Here is a 17,082-nt window from a genome sequence, read left to right as displayed (position 1 = left end):
CCCTATCCAAAGTCGGTTAACGAATTACGCCGCCGCGTCTGGCAGCAGTTTTTCACGGTTCAGCGTCTGCAGCGCCGATACGTCGACGATCAGCGCCACGCTGCCGTCACCCAGAATGGTCGCCGCAGAAATGCCCGGCACCTTGCGGTAGTTGCTTTCCAGGTTCTTCACCACCACCTGGTGCTGGCCAATCAACTGATCCACCAGCAGCGCATAGCGTCGCCCGGCGCTTTGCAGAATCACCACGATGCCCTGCGTCGCCTCGGTTTTCGCGCCGGCGACGTCGAAGATGCGGTACAGTTCGACCAGCGGCAGATATTCGCCGCGCACCTGTAGCACCCGCTCGCCGCCGGCCAGCGGATGCAGGTCTTCCGCCTGCGGCTGCAGCGATTCCATCACCGCGTTCAGCGGCAGGATAAAGACGTCTTCATTGACCTTGACCGACATGCCGTCCAGGATCGCCAGCGTCAGCGGCAGCAAAATACGGATCGAGGTTCCCTTGGCCGCCTGTGAATGAACTTCTACATGGCCGCCCATCTCCTGAATATTTCTTTTCACCACGTCCATGCCGACGCCGCGGCCGGAAACGTCGGTCACCTGTTCCGCAGTGGAAAAACCCGGCGCGAAGATCAGCATGCCGACCTCTTCGTCGCTCATACTGTCGCTGGCCGCCAGTCCCTGCGCGGCCGCCTTGGCCAGAATTTTTTCCCGGTTCAGCCCGGCGCCGTCGTCGGTCACCTCAATACAGATATTGCCGCCCTGATGCTCCGCCGACAGGATCAGGTTGCCAATCTCCGGCTTGCCCGCCGCCAGACGCACCTGCGGGTCTTCAATCCCATGGTCCAGGCTGTTACGCACCAGGTGGGTCAGCGGGTCGATAATACGTTCTATCAGACTCTTATCCAGCTCGGTGGAGCTACCCTGCAGGGTTAATTCAACCCGTTTATTCAACTTGCCGGCCAGATCCCGCACCAGCCGCGGGAAACGGCTGAAAACGTACTCCATCGGCATCATGCGGATCGACATCACCGACTCCTGCAAGTCACGCGCATTGCGCTCCAACTGGCTCATGCTGTTGAGCAGGTCGCCGTGCGCGACCGGATCCAGCGTGCCGGAACGCTGCGCCAGCATCGACTGGGTGATCACCAGCTCGCCGACCAGGTTGATCAACTGGTCCACCTTCTCGACCGCCACGCGGATGCTGCTGGACTCCGTCGCCGCTTTGCTGCGCGGCTTTGGCGCCTGCTCTGCCGGCGCGGCGGGTTGCGGAGCCGGCTGAGCGGGCTGCGGTGTCGTGACGACCGTTGCGGCTGCTGCCGCGGCGGCAAAAGCAATCTGTTCCGGTTCCAGCACAAAGCAGAGCACCGCGCTGATATCCTCTTCACTGACCGAGGTCAGCAGCGTCACCGACAGGCTGTTTTCGCTCTGCTGCGGCTCGCGCACTTCGCCAAGGTTGCCCAGCTCTTCCAGCAACAGCGGAATTTCACTCGGTTTCAGATCGGTCAGTGATATATGCAGACCGCCGCCCCCGCTCACTGCGGGAGGCGGCGGAGCCGCCTCTACGGCCTCGGCCGCCGGCAGTGCGGGAGCGTCCTGTTGCGTTTCCAGCGCCAACTGCCGCAGCGCCTGACAGATATAGGCAAAGCTGTCGGCATCGGGTTGTTGTGACGTTTTATAGGCGTCCAGTTGCTCCTGCATAATGTCTTTGGTTTCCAGAAACAGGTTGATAATCTCGGTGCTCAGGCTCATTTCCTGGCGCCGCGCGCTGTCCAGCAGGTTTTCCAACAGGTGGGTAGTTTCCTGCAGGATGGTAAAACCGAAGGTGGCCGCGCCGCCTTTGATCGAATGGGCCGCGCGGAAAATGGCGTTCAACGGTTCAATATCCGGCGCCAGCGGATCCAGCTCCAGCAGGTGCTGCTCCATATCGGCCAGCAGCTCGTCTGCCTCATCAAAAAAAGTCTGATAAAAAGCGCTAATATCCATACTCACGGGATCACCTCTACTGTGAGACGCTGTGGGTTAGTCGATGGGCCTGCCGCCGGCGCCGGTGAGACGGCCGTCGTCGGCGCCTGCGGCTGTGGAGTCTCCGGCGCTGACGGCTGAACCGTCGCTTCTCCAGCCGGCGTCGTTTGTGTCGACGCGGCAGAGGAAGACGCTGCAACAGGCTGTGGCGCCAGTTGCTTCAGCGCCTGCGGCTGACTGATTTCCGCCGCCTCGCTTTTGGCGTTTTCATGCTCGATCCCCTGCTGCGTTTGTTTATTCAGCACCAGAATCGTGATGCGGCGATTCATCGAATCATCCGCCCCGTGCTGCTTCAGACTCATGGTGGCGGCCATGCCCACCACGCGCAGCACTTTGCCTTCCGCCAGCCCGCCGGCAATCAGCTCTCGCCGTGACGCGTTGGCGCGATCGGCTGACAGTTCCCAGTTGCTGTAATAGCGCTCTCCGGTGGCGTAAGGCAGATCGTCGGTATGGCCAGACAGGCTGATTTTATTGGGTAAGTCATTCAGAATCGGCGCAATTGCCCGCAGAATATCGCGCATATAATTCTCCACCTGCGCGCTGCCGGTTTTGAACATTGGCCGGTTCTTACCGTCAATAATCTGAATCCGCAGCCCCTCGTCCATCAGATTGATCAGCAGATGCGGCCGCAATGCCCTGAGGCGCGGATCGGATTCAATCAGTTGATCCAGCCGCTCACGCAGTTGGTTGAACCGCCGCGTTTCCGCCTGCTGCTCGGCATCCGGCTGTTTTTTCACCAGCCCGTCCTGCCGGGTGGGATCTTCGCCGCCGCCGGGAATCGGGCTGCTTTCGGCGCTGCTCTTGTTGCCGCCGGTCAGCGCCACTTTCAGCGGCGTGCGGAAATATTCGGCAATTTGCGTTAACTCCTGCGGGCTGGCGATGGCCAACAACCACATCACCAGAAAGAACGCCATCATCGCCGTCATAAAATCGGCGTAGGCGATCTTCCAGGAACCGCCGTGATGTGCGCTATGGTGCGCCTTACGTTTGCGAACCAGAACGACCGGGTGATTCTGCTTCATGCCTGCTCTTCTTCCGCTGCCTGCTGCGCCGGAGACCGCACCTGGCGCACATGCTCCTCCAGCTCCACGAAGGACGGCCGTTCCGTGGTATAGAGGGTTTTACGGCCGAATTCGACGGCGATTTGCGGCGCATAGCCGTTCAGGCTGGAGAGCAGCGTCACCTTGATGCACTGCATCATTTTGACGTTCTCCGCGCTTTTTTGCCGCAACAGGGTGGCAAGCGGAGAAATAAAGCCGTAGGCCAGCAAAATCCCGAGGAAAGTCCCCACCATCGCATTGGCGATCAGCGCCCCCAGCTCCGCCGCCGGCCGGTCGGCCGAGGCCAGCGCGTGCACCACGCCCATGACCGCGGCGACGATGCCGAATGCCGGTAGTGAGTCGCCGACCATAGCCAGGCTGCCGGCCGGCACTTCGCTTTCCTGCTCGAAGGTTTCAATCTCTTCATCCATCAGCGCTTCGATTTCAAACGCGTTCATATTGCCGCTCACCATCAGCCTTAAATAGTCGGTAATAAATTCCACCAAATGGTTATCGGCAAGAATGCGCGGATAGTTAGAGAAAATTTCACTCTCCTGCGGGTTATCGATATCAAACTCCAGCGACAGCATCCCCTGCTGGCGAGATTTGGACAGCAGGCGAAACAGCAACGCCATCAGATCCATATACAGCGCTTTGTTGTATTTTGAGCGTCGCATCAGTGTCGGCATGGCGCGCAGCGTGGCCTTGATCGCTTTGCCGTTGTTGCCGACGATAAACGCGCCAACGCCGGCGCCACCGATAATCAGGAACTCCGCCGGCTGATACAGTGCGCCAAGGTGTCCCCCCACGATCATATAGCCGCCAAATACCGTGGCCAGAACCACTACGTAACCCAAAATAACTAACACACGCATTCCTTAATTAAACGAGGTGGATGGAGGACGGGAGCAACGCCAAACGCCATCGTAGCGGCGCAATGATCTACGCCGAAGGGAGCCGCCGGACTCCCCCTACGAATGGGTGATAAATTGATGCTGCAAGCCGGGGGAACCCCGGCTCACATTGCGCGTTTAACCGGCTCGTCCAGCAGTTGTGGAATAATATCGGCCAGCTGTGGCGAAAGTTTACGTCTTTTTACCGCGCGCGATGGAGGTTGGCATAAACTACAGACGAAATTGTTCAGCGGTTGATGCGCATGAGTGATAAACGTGCCGCCACAGCAGCTGCAGGCGGAGAGCTGCAGCATATCGCTGTCGACAAAGCGCACCAGCGTCCAGGCGCGGGTCAGCGCCAGCAGCGGCGGCTCACCCGGCTGCTGGGGACACTGCTCCAGATATAGACGGTAGGCCTTGATTACCGCCTCGACGCCCGTACATTGTCCGCTTTTTAACAAGAAGCAATAGGCGTTATAGAACATCGACGAATGGATATTATGTTCCCAGGTCATAAACCAGTCGGTAGAGAACGGCAGCATGCCTTTCGGCGGCGGGCTGCCGCGCAGTTCCTTGTACAACTTGATTAATCTGCCGCGGCTGAGCTGCGTCTCGCTTTCCAGCATCTGCAGACGCGCCCCCAGGGCGATCAGTTCCATGGCGAGCTGGATATCCTTGGCTTCCTTGACAATACTCTTATCCGCCATCTTCAGGCCCTTTTCTTCATCGCGCCGTCCTGTTTATCGGAGAGCTTTTGCAACAAATGGCTTGAAAGCAAAATCCCGGTATGGATCTGCTGCAGGTCATCAACTCGCGACTCTTTCGTTAGCTGTGTGATGGTGTGATGATCGTTAAAGCGGAAATGGCACACCAGTTGGTTGGTTTCCGCCAGCTTGACCATTTGCGGTAAGGTTAATTGCGACAGCGCGTCGGCCATATGCTCATCAATCCCCAGGCGGAACATTGCCGATGCTTTTTCATCATTAATCAAACGCTGTGCTAAAAGTAAGTACGACAAATTGATGTCGTATATATGTTTAAGTAATTCAGACGTACCCATATTTCCCATCCCGACAGACTATGTTTAAAAACATACGCTGGGTGATAATTTTATCGCCCGTGACTTGGGTTTTCTCGACGTTGGCAAATGAATCCCTGATTATCGTCCGTGAAAAAATACTGCCGACTTCACGCTCGCGGAGCGTCATTCAGTAAATAATTTGCACTCAAAACACATATGAATAGATATGCAACACCCTGTTCATCAGATCGCTGAGTCACGGTGAGGCTTTCTTACAAGTTAATAGGATTATTCCTAAACAACAGCAACTCTACCCCTGAACCGTTAGCACACACAACGCAAGTGTATGGCAATTTTAAATACAATGTGACGAAGATCACAAAAATGAGCCATTTTTAATTCAAATATTAGATGAATGGTTCTTTTTTCACACAACCCAGAGCACAAAAAAACAGCACAAGTAAAAAAACGTCTTAAAAGAGATATTTATCAGCCAAAAAAATAGCTTTTTTAGATCAATTCGAACAAAAGCGTCACCAAAGCGAAATCACAGAACAAAAATCTGCACATCTCGGATAAATGCAGAGTAAATAGCTAGTTAACGACAATCAAACCATCAGCACGCTAAGGGTTAGCCTTGTTAACTATAAGGCTATCTGCATATAAGATAGCGCAAAAAGTGCGGATTTCAGTGCATCAATATTCGGCCATAGAGAATAATCCCAGAAAAACGCAGGGTAGACGCCAACCAAAAGCCAAGAGGTGTAACAAAACATATCTCGCTGTCTTGCGGCACCGTCATAAAATTAAAGTTATAAAATCCGTTAATCCTAATATCGGCAAAATTCTTTAATCCTTTAATTCTTTTTTTATCATTTTCAATAACCGTTGTTTGCCAGATCAACCTCCGGATTAATAGCGCAGCAGCGGACGCCATATTCCTGACCTTCGTTCTGTGAATGTTTCACATTTATGCTCCGCTGGTACGTTATTCGTCTCACATCAGCCGACGCCTGAGCGATCATTTTTCTGTGCGGAGGCAATACGCCGTGTTCTGATACCGCCGGATTCTACAAGGGGTCTTTTTTACACATGAACGCCCGGCTCCGTTGCTCGTCATAGCTTGCAGAGGTGACAACGCGCCGCCGGTACCATCCGGAAATAGTTACCGTTCATGACTGACATAAATCTGAAAATGCGGCCCGAATACGCCCGCCAGCATAAGACTAGGCTGAATTGATAGAAAATCGCGCGTTACCGCATTGCTGACAACGCACAGGCATATTACTATTCTGGCGTTTATACGTATCTGGCGCATTATTTTTCACCGATGCTCGTTTTTCGCCATAGTTGTGACTTTTTAGTCTGTCGGCCATTCACGGCAACGGTGCGATCACTCTACATCTGTGATTTTTCCTAATCACAACTATTAACAGGCTATATTTAAATCATGACAACGACCTTAGAATACCTGATGACATTTCGTAAATGTTCCAGCCTGGACAGCCTGGAAAAGGTTTATGACAAGCTGCACTATTCAATTGATAATGATACGGAAATGAGCAACATGTACCGCGCGGCAGACCATCGGCGCGCCGAACTGGTTTCAGGTAAGCTGTTTGACCTAGGACACATTCCTAAAACATTATGGGCGCGCGTGCTTTAATTGCTTCCCATACCTCATGACGCGCGCAACGACATTTATCTTTTATTGCTAAATAAAGGCTTTTTAGAAAATTTATTGTCGCGCGTGATGCAAAACACGGATATTTCCCTCATCTGCTTCTACGATTATTTATCAGGGCAATAGATGGAGAAGAAATATGGGATATCAAAAGGTGCTGGTAGCCGTCGCCGTTGCCGCCGACAGCCAATTATTAGTGCAAAAAGCGGTCTCCATCGTCCGCCCTTATAACGGACAAATCACGCTGCTCAGTATGGTGGCAAACCCTGAGCTTTATAATAGTTTCGCCGGCCCGATGCTCGGCGATCTGCGTAATCTGATGGAAGAAGAGACCCGCCTGTTCCTGGAGCAGCTCCGTCAGCAGGCCGGCTATCCCATCGCCGATTTACTGGTGGTGCAGGGAGAGCTGGGGGATGGCCTTATTTACGCCAACCAGCAATACAGCTTTGATCTGGTTATCTGCGGTAATCACAGCGATCACCTTATGAACAAACTGAGCTGTTCGGCCGCGCGGTTTATCGATACCAGCCAGGCCGATGTGCTGATCGTACCGCTCTAGCTCGCCGGTACCGCGCAGCACTTTCCGTTGCTCGTCTCCCGCGGCTTCTGACTAGACTGAGAGCTGATACCCGCAGCTCAGGAGTGCTTTATGTCTCAACAATCCCCCCATAATCGCCGGATCGTGCTCGCTTCACGACCGCACGGCGAACCCACGCCGGAAAATTTACGCCTGGAAACGGGTGAAGTGCCGCAGCCTGCCGCAGGCCAGGCATTATTGCGCACCGTCTATCTGTCGCTCGACCCTTATATGCGTGGCCGTATGAGCGACGCCCCGTCTTATGCCCCCCCAGTGGAAGTCGGCGGCGTGATGGTCGCCGGCGCCGTATCGCGCGTCGTTGCCTCACAACACCCGGATTTTACCCCCGGCGACTGGGTGCTGGGGAGTACGGGCTGGCAGGATTACTCGCTGACTGACGGCAGCAACGTGCGTAATCTTGGCGCGCACCTGAAACATCCCTCGCGCCTGCTTGGGGTGCTGGGCATGCCCGGCTTTACCGCTTATATGGGACTCTTGGATATCGGCCAACCGCAGCCCGGCGAAACCGTGGTGGTCGCCGCCGCCAGCGGTGCGGTGGGCTCGGTCGTCGGCCAGGTGGCAAAACTGAAAGGTTGTCGCGTGATCGGGATCGCCGGCGGCGCAGAGAAATGTCGCTATGTCCGGGAAGAACTAAAGTTTGACGAGTGTATCGATCACCGCGCCGACGATTTTGCCAGGCTACTCGCCCAGGCCTGCCCGAACGGCATTGATGTTTATTTTGAAAATGTCGGCGGTGCAGTGTTTGACGCCGTCATGCCGTTGCTGAACGCCAGAGCGCGCATCCCCGTCTGCGGTATTATCGCCCAATATAATGCCACTGCCCTGCCCAGCGGCCCGGATCGCCTGCCAATGTTGCAAGCGCTGATTCTGCGTAAACGTATTCGCATGCAGGGCTTTATCATTTTTGACGACTATGCACCGCGCTTCGGTGAGTTCCTTCAGCAGATGGAAACCTGGGTCGATCAGGGACACATCAAATTCCGCGAAGATATCATCGACGGCCTGGAGAATGCCCCACAGGCCTTCATCGGCCTGCTCAGAGGAAAGAACTTCGGTAAACTGATCGTTCGCGTCGCAGCGGAATAACCAACCTGTTACCGCCGGGGAGGCTTTCCCCGGCCCCCCAGACTTAACTCAACTCATTAGCTTTTTTACAAGAAAAAAACGCAACAACGACTGCTTCCCCTCTTAGCGCATGTTTGTTTTATAACCAGCCTCGCCCGCCATTACATCCACCATAAATGAGATTTATCCGAAATAACATTCGATTAATTTATATATTTCTTTAGATTTATCATGTGAATGGTAAGGATAGAAAATCAGCGAAAAGTTAATTTTCGTTAAAAAATAGTTTGAATTAAGAGGGTTAAGAGGCGCATGACACATTATTTTTTGGTATTACCAATTTTCCAATACATACATGGGGAAAATGGGATGTATTTTAACTCGCTGTTTATATTGCATAAAAAATAAAAATTGCGTAAGTTATCCTCACCAAAATGGGTTAAGCGCGGTCATTTTGCAAATGCCTATAGCTATTGTAAACTGCAGCCAAACCCGTGGATGTGTAAAATTTGTTAAATATTCGGACAGATAATCCTGCTGTTTGTAACAGGTACGCCCTCGGGATCGCGCGTTAATCCCGTGCGGTAGCTATGCCTAAATCGGTAAAAACAACCTGCGGCGCTTATCATTAAACAGCGAGCGGGATCATGTGCGTAGCGCCCCACAGGCGCCAGTCAGCGCGATGTCTGCCGTTTTTGGTTGCCCGCTAATCATTAAGCAAAAATCATCACATTATTCGCTGTTTTCCAGCCTGATAAATAACGCGTAACCCACAGCATGAGCGTTTTTCCGCCAGAGCGGGTGCCTGAGCAATGCTGTGCATACGCGTAATTATTTGATTTAGGGAACGTTACCTTTCAACCTCCCTGTCGTTTGCACGTATTTCTTGTGACGTAGCCTGATATCTATACCTAAAACGGGATTGTTTTGAGCGGTGCTGCGTGACAGTGCGCTGATATCCACAGGAAGCCTTACACACACAATGAAAGCTACCAAGTTGTTACGCTACGGCGTTTCTCCCTGTCTGGGCCACCAGCGGGGCTTTTATCTTCTGGGAAGCCGCCGTTTTTACCCAAGTAAAAACGGCGGCTTCCCCGCGCCTGCGCCCCACTCCACCGCAGGGAAAACGCGACAACCAGGCGCTGCCGTTTCACGGTGGGATGCTGGCGGCCGTTTTTCCTGCCTGCTTCATGTCATCCCGCCGCCTGACCCCTTTACCCCAACTGAAATGCATCCGGACTGGCGCCGCACCGCGGGTACACGCCCGGTGCCGCATCAACATGCTGCGGAATCAGTCCAGAACCATTTCCCTATGGCAACGCGCGTTGTTCCCCGCCGTCCACATCGCCAATGCGCTGCCGCAGCGACGATGAACGTTGATTCACCACAGCGCTTCTAGCCGAAAACAAGAGATAAAAGAGGATATTGTGAAAATACGGATTACGATGACACTGCTTTCCACCCTGATCCTTGCCGGTTGTTCGACGCCGCCGCCGCCGCCGGTTATCAGTTCAGATACCCTGGTCACCAGCGAAGTCAACGGCGTGAAGCTGCAGCACCGTATGGCGATCGCCGCACCGAAACAGTTCAAACCGATTAATGAAGAGTATCGCAGCCTGTATGCCGCCAGCGTCATGACCCAGCCGGGTTACGGTGGCGCCGCCGTTACGCGCCTCGACAACGCCGCTTCCTTCTATGCGCTCGGCGAAGTAGAAAACGAATGGCTGGCCATCTCCGCCGTACGCGGCGGCGACCTGATGGGTTATATCCAGAACAACGCCGGCGTGCCCGAAAACAAATACAAATCGACCTTGCGAAAAGACCGACCGCGCCGTGCACGCGCCGCCGCCAAACCGCAAAACTGCGTTCAGGTCGGCAGCGACGGAAAAGCCTGTAAAGACGCCAAATCGGCCACCTGGATCCTGGAGTAATCCCCTTCCGCTGGGAGTCATTGATAATGAAATCATCATTCGCCCCGCGCCTGTGGGGCTTTAGCCTGCTGATGCTGGGCACGCTGCTGCTCAGCGGCTGTATGTCTTCGGCGAAAAGCGTCCCTTCGCGCTACAGCCTGACGTTTGACGCCACCCCGCAGGTCAATGCCGGCGCCGGCCAGCGCCCCGCGCCAATCAAGGTGCGCGTGCTGCTGCTACGCTCTGATGCGGAATTTATGGATGCCGACTTCTTCAGCCTGCAAAACGACGCCAAAAGCGTACTGGGCAACAGCCTGCTGGACCGCGACCAGTTTTTCCTGACGCCTGGCCAAAACGGTAAAAAACTGAATGGCCAAAGCACCCTGGAAACGCGCTATATCGGCGTCATCGCCGAATACCAGAATCTGGACGGCAAAGCCTGGCGCATTTCACTGCCGCTGCCCGCCCCGACCGAAACCAATTTCTATAAGGTCTGGCAATTTTCGCCGGATGAGCTGCAAGCGCACGTCGTGGCCGATGTTAACGGTCTGCGCATCGTCAAAGACGAAGACTGATTATTTGGGGCGGGCGCGCCCGTCCTCTACATAGGTGTGATGATGAAAGATGCTCATAAAGTGGTCTGGAGTGAAGGGATGTTCCTGCGTCCCCACCACTTCCAGCAGGCGGAAAACTACCTCGAGAGTTACGTGCGTAACTGGGGACAGGCGCATAACGGGTGTTTCTGGGGCTTTTTGACCCTTGAGCTGGATCAGACCCTGCTGCGTCAGGGGAAAGTCGCCCTGACCGCCGCCAGCGGCATTATGCCGGACGGGACCCCGTTCCGTTTCAACGGCGCACAACAGGCGCCGGCTCCGTTGGCCATTGCCGAAAACAAAACCGGCGAAAATGTTGTCCTGGCATTGCCGACGTACCGCGCCGGCCGTGAAGACGTTATCTTCCAGGAAGCGCCGGACGCGCTGGCGCGCTATCTGGCTTACGAAAACGAGGTGGACGATCTCAATGCGGTCTCCGTCGGCAGCGCAGCGCTGCAGTTCGGCAACCTGCGCCTGCGCCTGATGCTGGAAAGCGATCTGAACGCCGAATGGACCGCGATGACCGTCACCCGGGTATTGGAAAAGCGCGGCGACAACAGCCTGCGCCTGGAGCCGGATCTGATTCCGCCGACGCTCAACTGTCAGAGCAGCCCGGTGCTGAAGACCTTTATCAACGATCTGCAGGGCCTGCTGCAACAACGCAGCCAACAGATGAGCCAGCGCCTGCTGCAGCCGGGCCGCGGCGGCAGTTCCGAAATGGTCGATTTTATGCTGCTGCAGCTGGTGAACCGCTATCTCGGCCAAGTCAGCCATGCCTGGCACCTGGAACATCTGCACCCGGAACGCCTGTTTGCCGAGTGGCTGCAGTTCGCCACCGAGCTGTCCAGCTTTTCACCGCAGCGCACGCCGGAAGGCCGGCTGCCGGTGTATGACCACGACAATCCGGCGCTGAGCTTCGGCAAGCTGATGCTGCTGCTGCGCCAGGGACTGTCGGTGGTGCTGGAGGACAATGCGATCCAGCTGACGCTGGTCGAACGCTCGCACGGGCTGAACGTAGCGACGGTGCAGGACACCAAAATGATGCGCGACTTCGGCTTCGTGCTGGCGGTGCGCGCCGACGTCGCCGCCGACGTGCTGCTGACCCACTTCCCGGCGCAGATGAAAATTGCCCCGGTGACGCGCATCCGCGATCTGGTGCAGCTGCAGCTGCCGGGCATCGGCCTGCGCACCATGCCCGCCGCGCCGCGTCAAATTCCCTACCACGCCGGCTATACCTACTTCGAACTGGAGAAAGGCGGCGATCTGTGGAAGCAGATGGAAAAATCCAGCGCCTTCGCCCTGCATCTGGCTGGGGAGTTCCCGGGTCTGGACATGGAATTCTGGGCTATTCGCAGCCATACGGACCGATAAGCTATGACACAGGAAAACATCCAGGCCGCACAGTGGGACAACCCGTTGGTGGCCGCCGCCAATCCGCTGCTGAATGCGATCTCGCAAATCCGGCAGTCGGCGACGCACGCCAATCCGGCGCAGCTGCGTCAGCAATTGATCGATGAAGTTCGCCGTTTTGAAGTCCGCGGCCAACGCGCCAATCTGCCGTATGAAGTGATTATCGGCGCGCGCTACTGCCTGTGCACCGCGCTGGATGAAGCCGCCGCCCTCACCCCCTGGGGCAGCAACAGCGTCTGGTCGGGCAGCGGCCTGCTGGTCACCTTCCATAACGAGACCTGGGGCGGCGAAAAGTTTTTCCAACTGCTGGCCAAGTTGTCACAAAGCCCGCGCGAACACATCAACCTGCTGGAGCTGGTCAACTACTGCCTGCTGCTGGGCTTTGAAGGCCGCTACCGGGTGATGGAAAACGGCCGTTCGCAGCTGGAAACCATGAAACAGCGCCTGCTGCAGCTGATTCGCTCGGTACGCGGCGGCTATGCCCCGCCGCTGTCGCCAAACGCGGTCGACCTGCCGGTGCAGCAAAAACTGTGGCGGCCGCTGGTGCCGCTGTGGGCCTGCGCGGCGCTGACCGGTTTCCTCGCCTCGTTGCTGTTTATCGTACTGAACTGGCGTCTGGGCGATGCCACCAGCCCGGTGCTGGCTTCTATCTACCAGACCAACCTGCCGCAGGTGACGATCGGCAACCCGGCGCCGGCCGCACCGCCGGTGCTGAGCCTGAAGAGCTTCCTGCGCAAGGAAATCGCCGAGGGTCTGGTGGTGGTGCGTGATGAGGCGCAGCAGAGCGTGGTGATCCTCAAAGGCGATGGGCTGTTCAACTCCGCCGCCACCAGCGTGCGCCCGGCGTACGTCCCGGTCATCGACCGCATCGCCAAGGCGATGAACGGCGTCAGCGGCAAGATTCTGGTGACCGGCTACAGCGACAGCCAGCCGATCCGCAGCGCCCGCTTCGCCTCTAACTGGGAACTGTCGCTGGCGCGCGCCGAAGCCGTCAGCGAACGGCTGCAAAAACATCTTGATAACCCTCAGCGGGTGAAAGCGGAAGGCCGCGGCGAAAGCAATCCGGTCGCGCCGAATAACAGTAAAGAGAACCGTGCATTGAACCGCCGGGTTGAAATTACGCTGTTGGTTGCGCCAGAAAATACTCAGGCGGAAATCAACGGACTGCAGCAAGGAAACGGAAAGTAATGCTTAGTACGTTATTCTCCATCATCACCAGCCGCCTGTTATGGGGGTTTGCCGGCATCAGCGCCCTGGCGTTCATCATCTGGATGATCGGCCCGCTGGTGGCCATCGGCGATTACCGTCCGCTGGAGCCGGAACTGAACCGCATCATCACCATCGCGGTAATCTACCTGATCTGGATGCTGTGCCGCATTGTGCCGCGCATCTACAGCGCCTGGTTCAACCGTAAGCTGCTCAGCAACCTGCGCGCCAGCGAGCAGACGCCGGCTGACGACGCCGACGCCAAGGCGGAGCCGCAGCAGGATCAACTGCTGGCGCAGCGCTTTGACGAAGCCGCTCAACTGCTGAAAAAAGCGCGTTTTGCCCCCGGCCAGGGGGATAAACACCGCTGGATGACCCGCTTCAGCCGCCAGTATCTGTATCAGTTGCCCTGGTATGTGATTATCGGCGCGCCGGGCGCCGGGAAGACCACTGCGCTGGTGAATTCCGGCCTGCACTTCCCGCTGGCGGACCGCTTCGGCAAGTCGGCGCTGCGCGGCGTCGGCGGCACCCGCAACTGCGACTGGTGGTTCACCAACGACGCCGTGCTGCTGGACACCGCCGGCCGTTACACCACCCAGGAGAGCCAGCGGGAAGAAGACGCCGGCGAATGGAAAAGCTTCGTCAACCTGCTGAAAAAGTACCGCACCCGCCAGCCGATCAACGGCGTGATGGTGACCATCAGCGTCGCCGACCTGATGACGGAAAGCGCTGAAGCACGCAACGCGCAGGCCAGCGCACTACGCAAGCGGCTGATTGAACTGCACGAACAGCTGGGCATCCATTTTCCGGTGTACGTAATGGTGACCAAAACCGACCTGCTAAACGGTTTTATGGCCTACTTCAGCAGCTTTGACAAAGCGCTGCGCGACCAGATCTGGGGGTTCACCTTCCCGTATGAGCGTTCGCGCCAGCCCGACTTCAACCTCAGCGGCGAATTTGAGCAGCAGTATACGCTGCTGCAGCAGCGTCTCGACGCCGCGCTGCCGGATACGCTGCTGATGGAACACGACGCGCGCCAGCGCTCGGAAAGTTACCTGTTCCCACAGGAGTTCGCCGCACTACGTCCGCTGCTGGCGCAGTACCTGGACATGGTGTTCGCCACCTCCAGCTTTGAAACGCGCTTCACGCCGCGCGGTATTTATTTTACCAGCGGCACCCAGGAAGGCCTGCCATTCGACCGGGTAATGGGTGAGCTGAACCGCTATCTGCAACTGCCGTCCAACAACGCTCAGGGCAACGGCGCACAGACCTCCTGGGACAGCGTCAACGACGACGCGCCGATCCCGGCGGCCAAAGGGCAAAGCTTCTTCCTCAAAGAGACGCTGGAGACGGTGATCTTCCAGGAGTCCGGGCTGGCCGGCAGCAACCGCTGGTGGGAATACCGCAACCGCGCGCTGCACTGGGCCGGCTACATCGCTCTGGCGGTGGTGCTGGTGATTCTGGGGATTTTCTGGTTCACCAGCTACGGCAATAACAAAGCCTATCTGGCCGAGGTCTCCGCCAAGGCGCCTTCGGTGGAGCGTCAGGGTCAGGGGCTGACGCAGCTGGACTCCGGCGATATGTTCGCCCTGCTGCCGTTCCTGAACAGCGTGCTGCATCTGCCGGACAGCCAGAACTTCTCGCTGGGCGATCCGCCGTTTACCTACCGTATGGGGTTGTATCGCGGCGATCAGGTCAGCGACGCCAGCAACGCGCTGTATCAGAAGACGCTGAAAGAGCTGCTGTTGCCGCAGGTGGCGCAACAGATCGCCACCACCCTGCGCAACGACAACCACAGCGACGCCGATTTCAGCTACGAAGCGCTGAAGGCTTACCAGATGCTGTATTTGCCGAAGCAGTACGACGGTAAATTCCTGCGCGCCTGGGTGATGCTTAACCTGCAGCGCAACCTGCCGCAGGGCAGCACCAAAAAACAGCTGCAGCAGTTGGAATGGCACCTGAGCCAGTTGCTTGACGGCCAGATTCAGGCTTCGCCTTACGCCAAGGACGAGGCGCTGGTTAGCCAGGCGCAGGCCGCCATCAACCGCGCACCGCTGTCGCAGCGCGTATATGGCCGTCTGAAGCGTCTGCTGCTGAATCAGACCGAAATTAAGCCGGTTCGTCTGGTGGATCTCGCCGGCCCGCAGACCGAGCTGGCGTTTTCGCGTAAAAGCGGCAAGCCAATCACCGACGGCATCCCGGGCCTGTTTACGCCACAGGGATACTGGAAAGCGTTCGACAGCAATATCGACAAAGTGACCGATACGCTGCGCCAAGAAGATGTCTGGGTGCTGAACACCCAGACGCCAGAGCAGAAAAGCGCCGACCTGACAAAAACCGTGCGTCAGCTTTATATGCAGGATTTTATCGACGTCTGGGATGAACTGCTGGGGGATATTCAACTGGCCCACATCGGCAACCTGACGCAGCGCATCAGCAGCGCACGCCTGCTGTCCGGCAACCCGTCGCCGATGCGCAACCTGCTGGTCAACGTCGGTAAAAACGTCACGCTGCGGGAAGAGAAAGAGGGTGAGGAAGCACGTTCGCTGGCGAATAAAGCCGGCGAATCCATCAACCAGAGCGCCAACCGTACGCTGGAGGCCCTGTTCACCAACCGTCCGAACAACGCCGACGGCGACGTCTCCGCCCAGCCGGAACAGGTGGTGATGGCGCACTTCGCGCCGCTGCTGGAACTGGCGCAGGGCCAGGGCGAAGGCAGCAAAACGATTGTATTTGACGGCGTTCTGAAACAGGTCGACGAGCTGTACAGCTATCTGACGGCAGTTCAGGGTGCGGCCAACAGCGGCATGTCGGCGCCGCCGAGCGACGTGATCCCACGCCTGCAGGCGGAGTCCGGCCGTTTACCAACGCCGTTTAAACAGATGCTGTTATCGCTGGCGATCGGCGCCAGCAGCGATACCCAACGCAAGGAGATGGAGAACGTAAAAAAGCGCATCAGCTTTGAGGTCGGCAGCTTCTGCCGACAGGCGATAGCTGGCCGCTATCCCCTCTCCTCGCGTTCAAAACGTGACGTCACACCGGATGACCTGGCGCGCATGTTCGCGCCCAACAGCGGGCTGATGGACAGCTTCTTCCGTGAAAACCTGCAGGGCAAAGTCGACACCACCCGCGCCAACTGGCGTTTCACACCGGGTGTTGATGGTAAAACGCTGCCGGGCGGCGAAGGTATCTTGCGTTCGTTCCAGCAGGCGCAGCGTATTCGCGACGCCTTCTTTGCCAACGGCACCGCTACGCCGTCGTACCGCGTGACGGTGCGTCCGGTGCGGATGGATAACGATATTCTCAATATGACGCTGGATATTGACGGGCAGCTGTTCAAATACAGCCATGGTCCGCTGGTGCCGCTGGTGGTCAGTTGGCCGGGCACCCGTAATACCAATCAGGTGCACCTGCAGCTGGCGCTGGCGAACGGCACCACCGCCAGCCTGCTGACCAGCGGCCCCTGGGCGCTGAATCGCATGGTCGATATGGCGAGCCTGTCGGCCGGCGGCAGCAGCCTGAGCCGTCAGGCGACGTTTAACCTCGACGGCCACCGCGTCACGCTGGAATTCACCGCCAACAGTATCCGCAATCCGTTCCAGCTGCCGGCATTCTCTTGCCCGTAGCCCCGAAAGGACAT

The 17,082-nt window shown here is 57.0% G+C and carries 14 protein-coding genes; 8 read left to right on the top strand and 6 right to left on the bottom strand.

Translation table 11 applies throughout. From position 1 onward, the window contains the following. Positions 1–24 precede the first annotated feature (24 nt). The 6 genes from cheA to FO014_RS19285 form a co-directional block, all read right to left on the bottom strand. A complete protein-coding gene (gene cheA / locus FO014_RS19310; protein WP_160030686.1) occupies positions 25–1,989 on the bottom strand; it encodes a chemotaxis protein CheA in 1,965 nt (654 codons plus the stop codon). Then, positions 1,986–3,044, bottom strand: a complete 1,059-nt coding sequence (gene motB, locus FO014_RS19305; RefSeq protein ID WP_160030685.1) for a flagellar motor protein MotB — start codon at positions 3,042–3,044, stop codon at positions 1,986–1,988. Before motB ends, cheA begins: the two co-directional genes overlap by 4 nt. Then, complete coding sequence (motA, locus tag FO014_RS19300) at positions 3,041–3,931, bottom strand: flagellar motor stator protein MotA (RefSeq protein WP_160030684.1); 891 nt, start codon at positions 3,929–3,931, stop codon at positions 3,041–3,043. The genes motB and motA overlap by 4 nt, the downstream gene beginning before the upstream one ends. Positions 3,932–4,080: 149 nt before the next feature. Further along, on the bottom strand, positions 4,081–4,662 hold the full coding sequence (gene flhC, locus FO014_RS19295; RefSeq protein ID WP_015672850.1) for a flagellar transcriptional regulator FlhC: 582 nt from the start codon (positions 4,660–4,662) through the stop codon (positions 4,081–4,083). A gap of 2 nt (positions 4,663–4,664) precedes the next feature. After that, positions 4,665–5,015 (bottom strand): flagellar transcriptional regulator FlhD, encoded by a 351-nt coding sequence (flhD, locus tag FO014_RS19290; RefSeq protein ID WP_201282883.1) that lies wholly within the window; start codon positions 5,013–5,015, stop codon positions 4,665–4,667. A 649-nt stretch (positions 5,016–5,664) separates the two neighbouring features. After that, the gene (locus FO014_RS19285; RefSeq protein WP_160030682.1) at positions 5,665–5,913 is read right to left on the bottom strand and encodes a hypothetical protein; all 249 of its coding nucleotides are present in this window, start codon (positions 5,911–5,913) and stop codon (positions 5,665–5,667) included. Positions 5,914–6,426: 513 nt separating this feature from the next. Here FO014_RS19285 and ydgT point away from each other — a divergent pair. The 8 genes from ydgT (at position 6,427) to tssM (ending at position 17,068) form a co-directional block, all read left to right on the top strand. Then, on the top strand, positions 6,427–6,642 hold the full coding sequence (ydgT, locus tag FO014_RS19280; RefSeq protein ID WP_160030681.1) for a transcription modulator YdgT: 216 nt from the start codon (positions 6,427–6,429) through the stop codon (positions 6,640–6,642). A gap of 157 nt (positions 6,643–6,799) precedes the next feature. Then, complete coding sequence (gene uspC, locus FO014_RS19275; protein ID WP_160030680.1) at positions 6,800–7,219, top strand: universal stress protein UspC; 420 nt, start codon at positions 6,800–6,802, stop codon at positions 7,217–7,219. Between the two features lie 90 nt (positions 7,220–7,309). Further along, complete coding sequence (locus FO014_RS19270) at positions 7,310–8,344, top strand: NADP-dependent oxidoreductase (RefSeq protein ID WP_160030679.1); 1,035 nt, start codon at positions 7,310–7,312, stop codon at positions 8,342–8,344. A 1,406-nt stretch (positions 8,345–9,750) separates the two neighbouring features. Continuing rightward, the gene (gene tagV / locus FO014_RS19265) at positions 9,751–10,254 is read left to right on the top strand and encodes a type VI secretion system accessory protein TagV (protein ID WP_160030678.1); all 504 of its coding nucleotides are present in this window, start codon (positions 9,751–9,753) and stop codon (positions 10,252–10,254) included. 26 nt (positions 10,255–10,280) lie between these two features. Then, a complete protein-coding gene (tssJ, locus tag FO014_RS19260) occupies positions 10,281–10,808 on the top strand; it encodes a type VI secretion system lipoprotein TssJ (RefSeq protein ID WP_160030677.1) in 528 nt (175 codons plus the stop codon). A gap of 42 nt (positions 10,809–10,850) precedes the next feature. Beyond that, positions 10,851–12,197 (top strand): type VI secretion system baseplate subunit TssK, encoded by a 1,347-nt coding sequence (gene tssK / locus FO014_RS19255; RefSeq protein ID WP_160031447.1) that lies wholly within the window; start codon positions 10,851–10,853, stop codon positions 12,195–12,197. 3 nt (positions 12,198–12,200) lie between these two features. Beyond that, entirely contained in the window at positions 12,201–13,424 is a 1,224-nt protein-coding gene (locus tag FO014_RS19250) for a DotU family type VI secretion system protein (RefSeq protein WP_015672859.1), read from the top strand. Next, entirely contained in the window at positions 13,424–17,068 is a 3,645-nt protein-coding gene (gene tssM / locus FO014_RS19245; protein ID WP_160030676.1) for a type VI secretion system membrane subunit TssM, read from the top strand. Before FO014_RS19250 ends, tssM begins: the two co-directional genes overlap by 1 nt. Positions 17,069–17,082 lie beyond the last annotated feature (14 nt).

The sequence above is a fragment of the Serratia rhizosphaerae genome (genome assembly GCF_009817885.1).
In the GTDB taxonomy this organism is placed as follows: domain Bacteria; phylum Pseudomonadota; class Gammaproteobacteria; order Enterobacterales; family Enterobacteriaceae; genus Serratia_B; species Serratia_B rhizosphaerae.
Note: the sequence above shows the minus strand (reverse complement) of the source record. Positions and strands in the feature narration are given on the sequence as shown.

Bases quoted from the DNA above. Each gene is read 5' to 3' on its own strand.
- motB (WP_160030685.1), bottom strand. From the start codon at position 3,044: ATGAAGCAGAATCACCCGGTCGTTCTGGTTCGCAAACGTAAGGCGCAC.
- flhC (WP_015672850.1), bottom strand. From the start codon at position 4,662: ATGGCGGATAAGAGTATTGTCAAGGAAGCCAAGGATATCCAGCTCGCC.
- flhD (WP_201282883.1), bottom strand. From the start codon at position 5,015: ATGGGTACGTCTGAATTACTTAAACATATATACGACATCAATTTGTCG.
- FO014_RS19285 (WP_160030682.1), bottom strand. From the start codon at position 5,913: ATGGCGTCCGCTGCTGCGCTATTAATCCGGAGGTTGATCTGGCAAACA.
- ydgT (WP_160030681.1), top strand. From the start codon at position 6,427: ATGACAACGACCTTAGAATACCTGATGACATTTCGTAAATGTTCCAGC.
- uspC (WP_160030680.1), top strand. From the start codon at position 6,800: ATGGGATATCAAAAGGTGCTGGTAGCCGTCGCCGTTGCCGCCGACAGC.
- FO014_RS19270 (WP_160030679.1), top strand. From the start codon at position 7,310: ATGTCTCAACAATCCCCCCATAATCGCCGGATCGTGCTCGCTTCACGA.
- tssJ (WP_160030677.1), top strand. From the start codon at position 10,281: ATGAAATCATCATTCGCCCCGCGCCTGTGGGGCTTTAGCCTGCTGATG.
- tssK (WP_160031447.1), top strand. From the start codon at position 10,851: ATGAAAGATGCTCATAAAGTGGTCTGGAGTGAAGGGATGTTCCTGCGT.
- FO014_RS19250 (WP_015672859.1), top strand. From the start codon at position 12,201: ATGACACAGGAAAACATCCAGGCCGCACAGTGGGACAACCCGTTGGTG.
- tssM (WP_160030676.1), top strand. From the start codon at position 13,424: ATGCTTAGTACGTTATTCTCCATCATCACCAGCCGCCTGTTATGGGGG.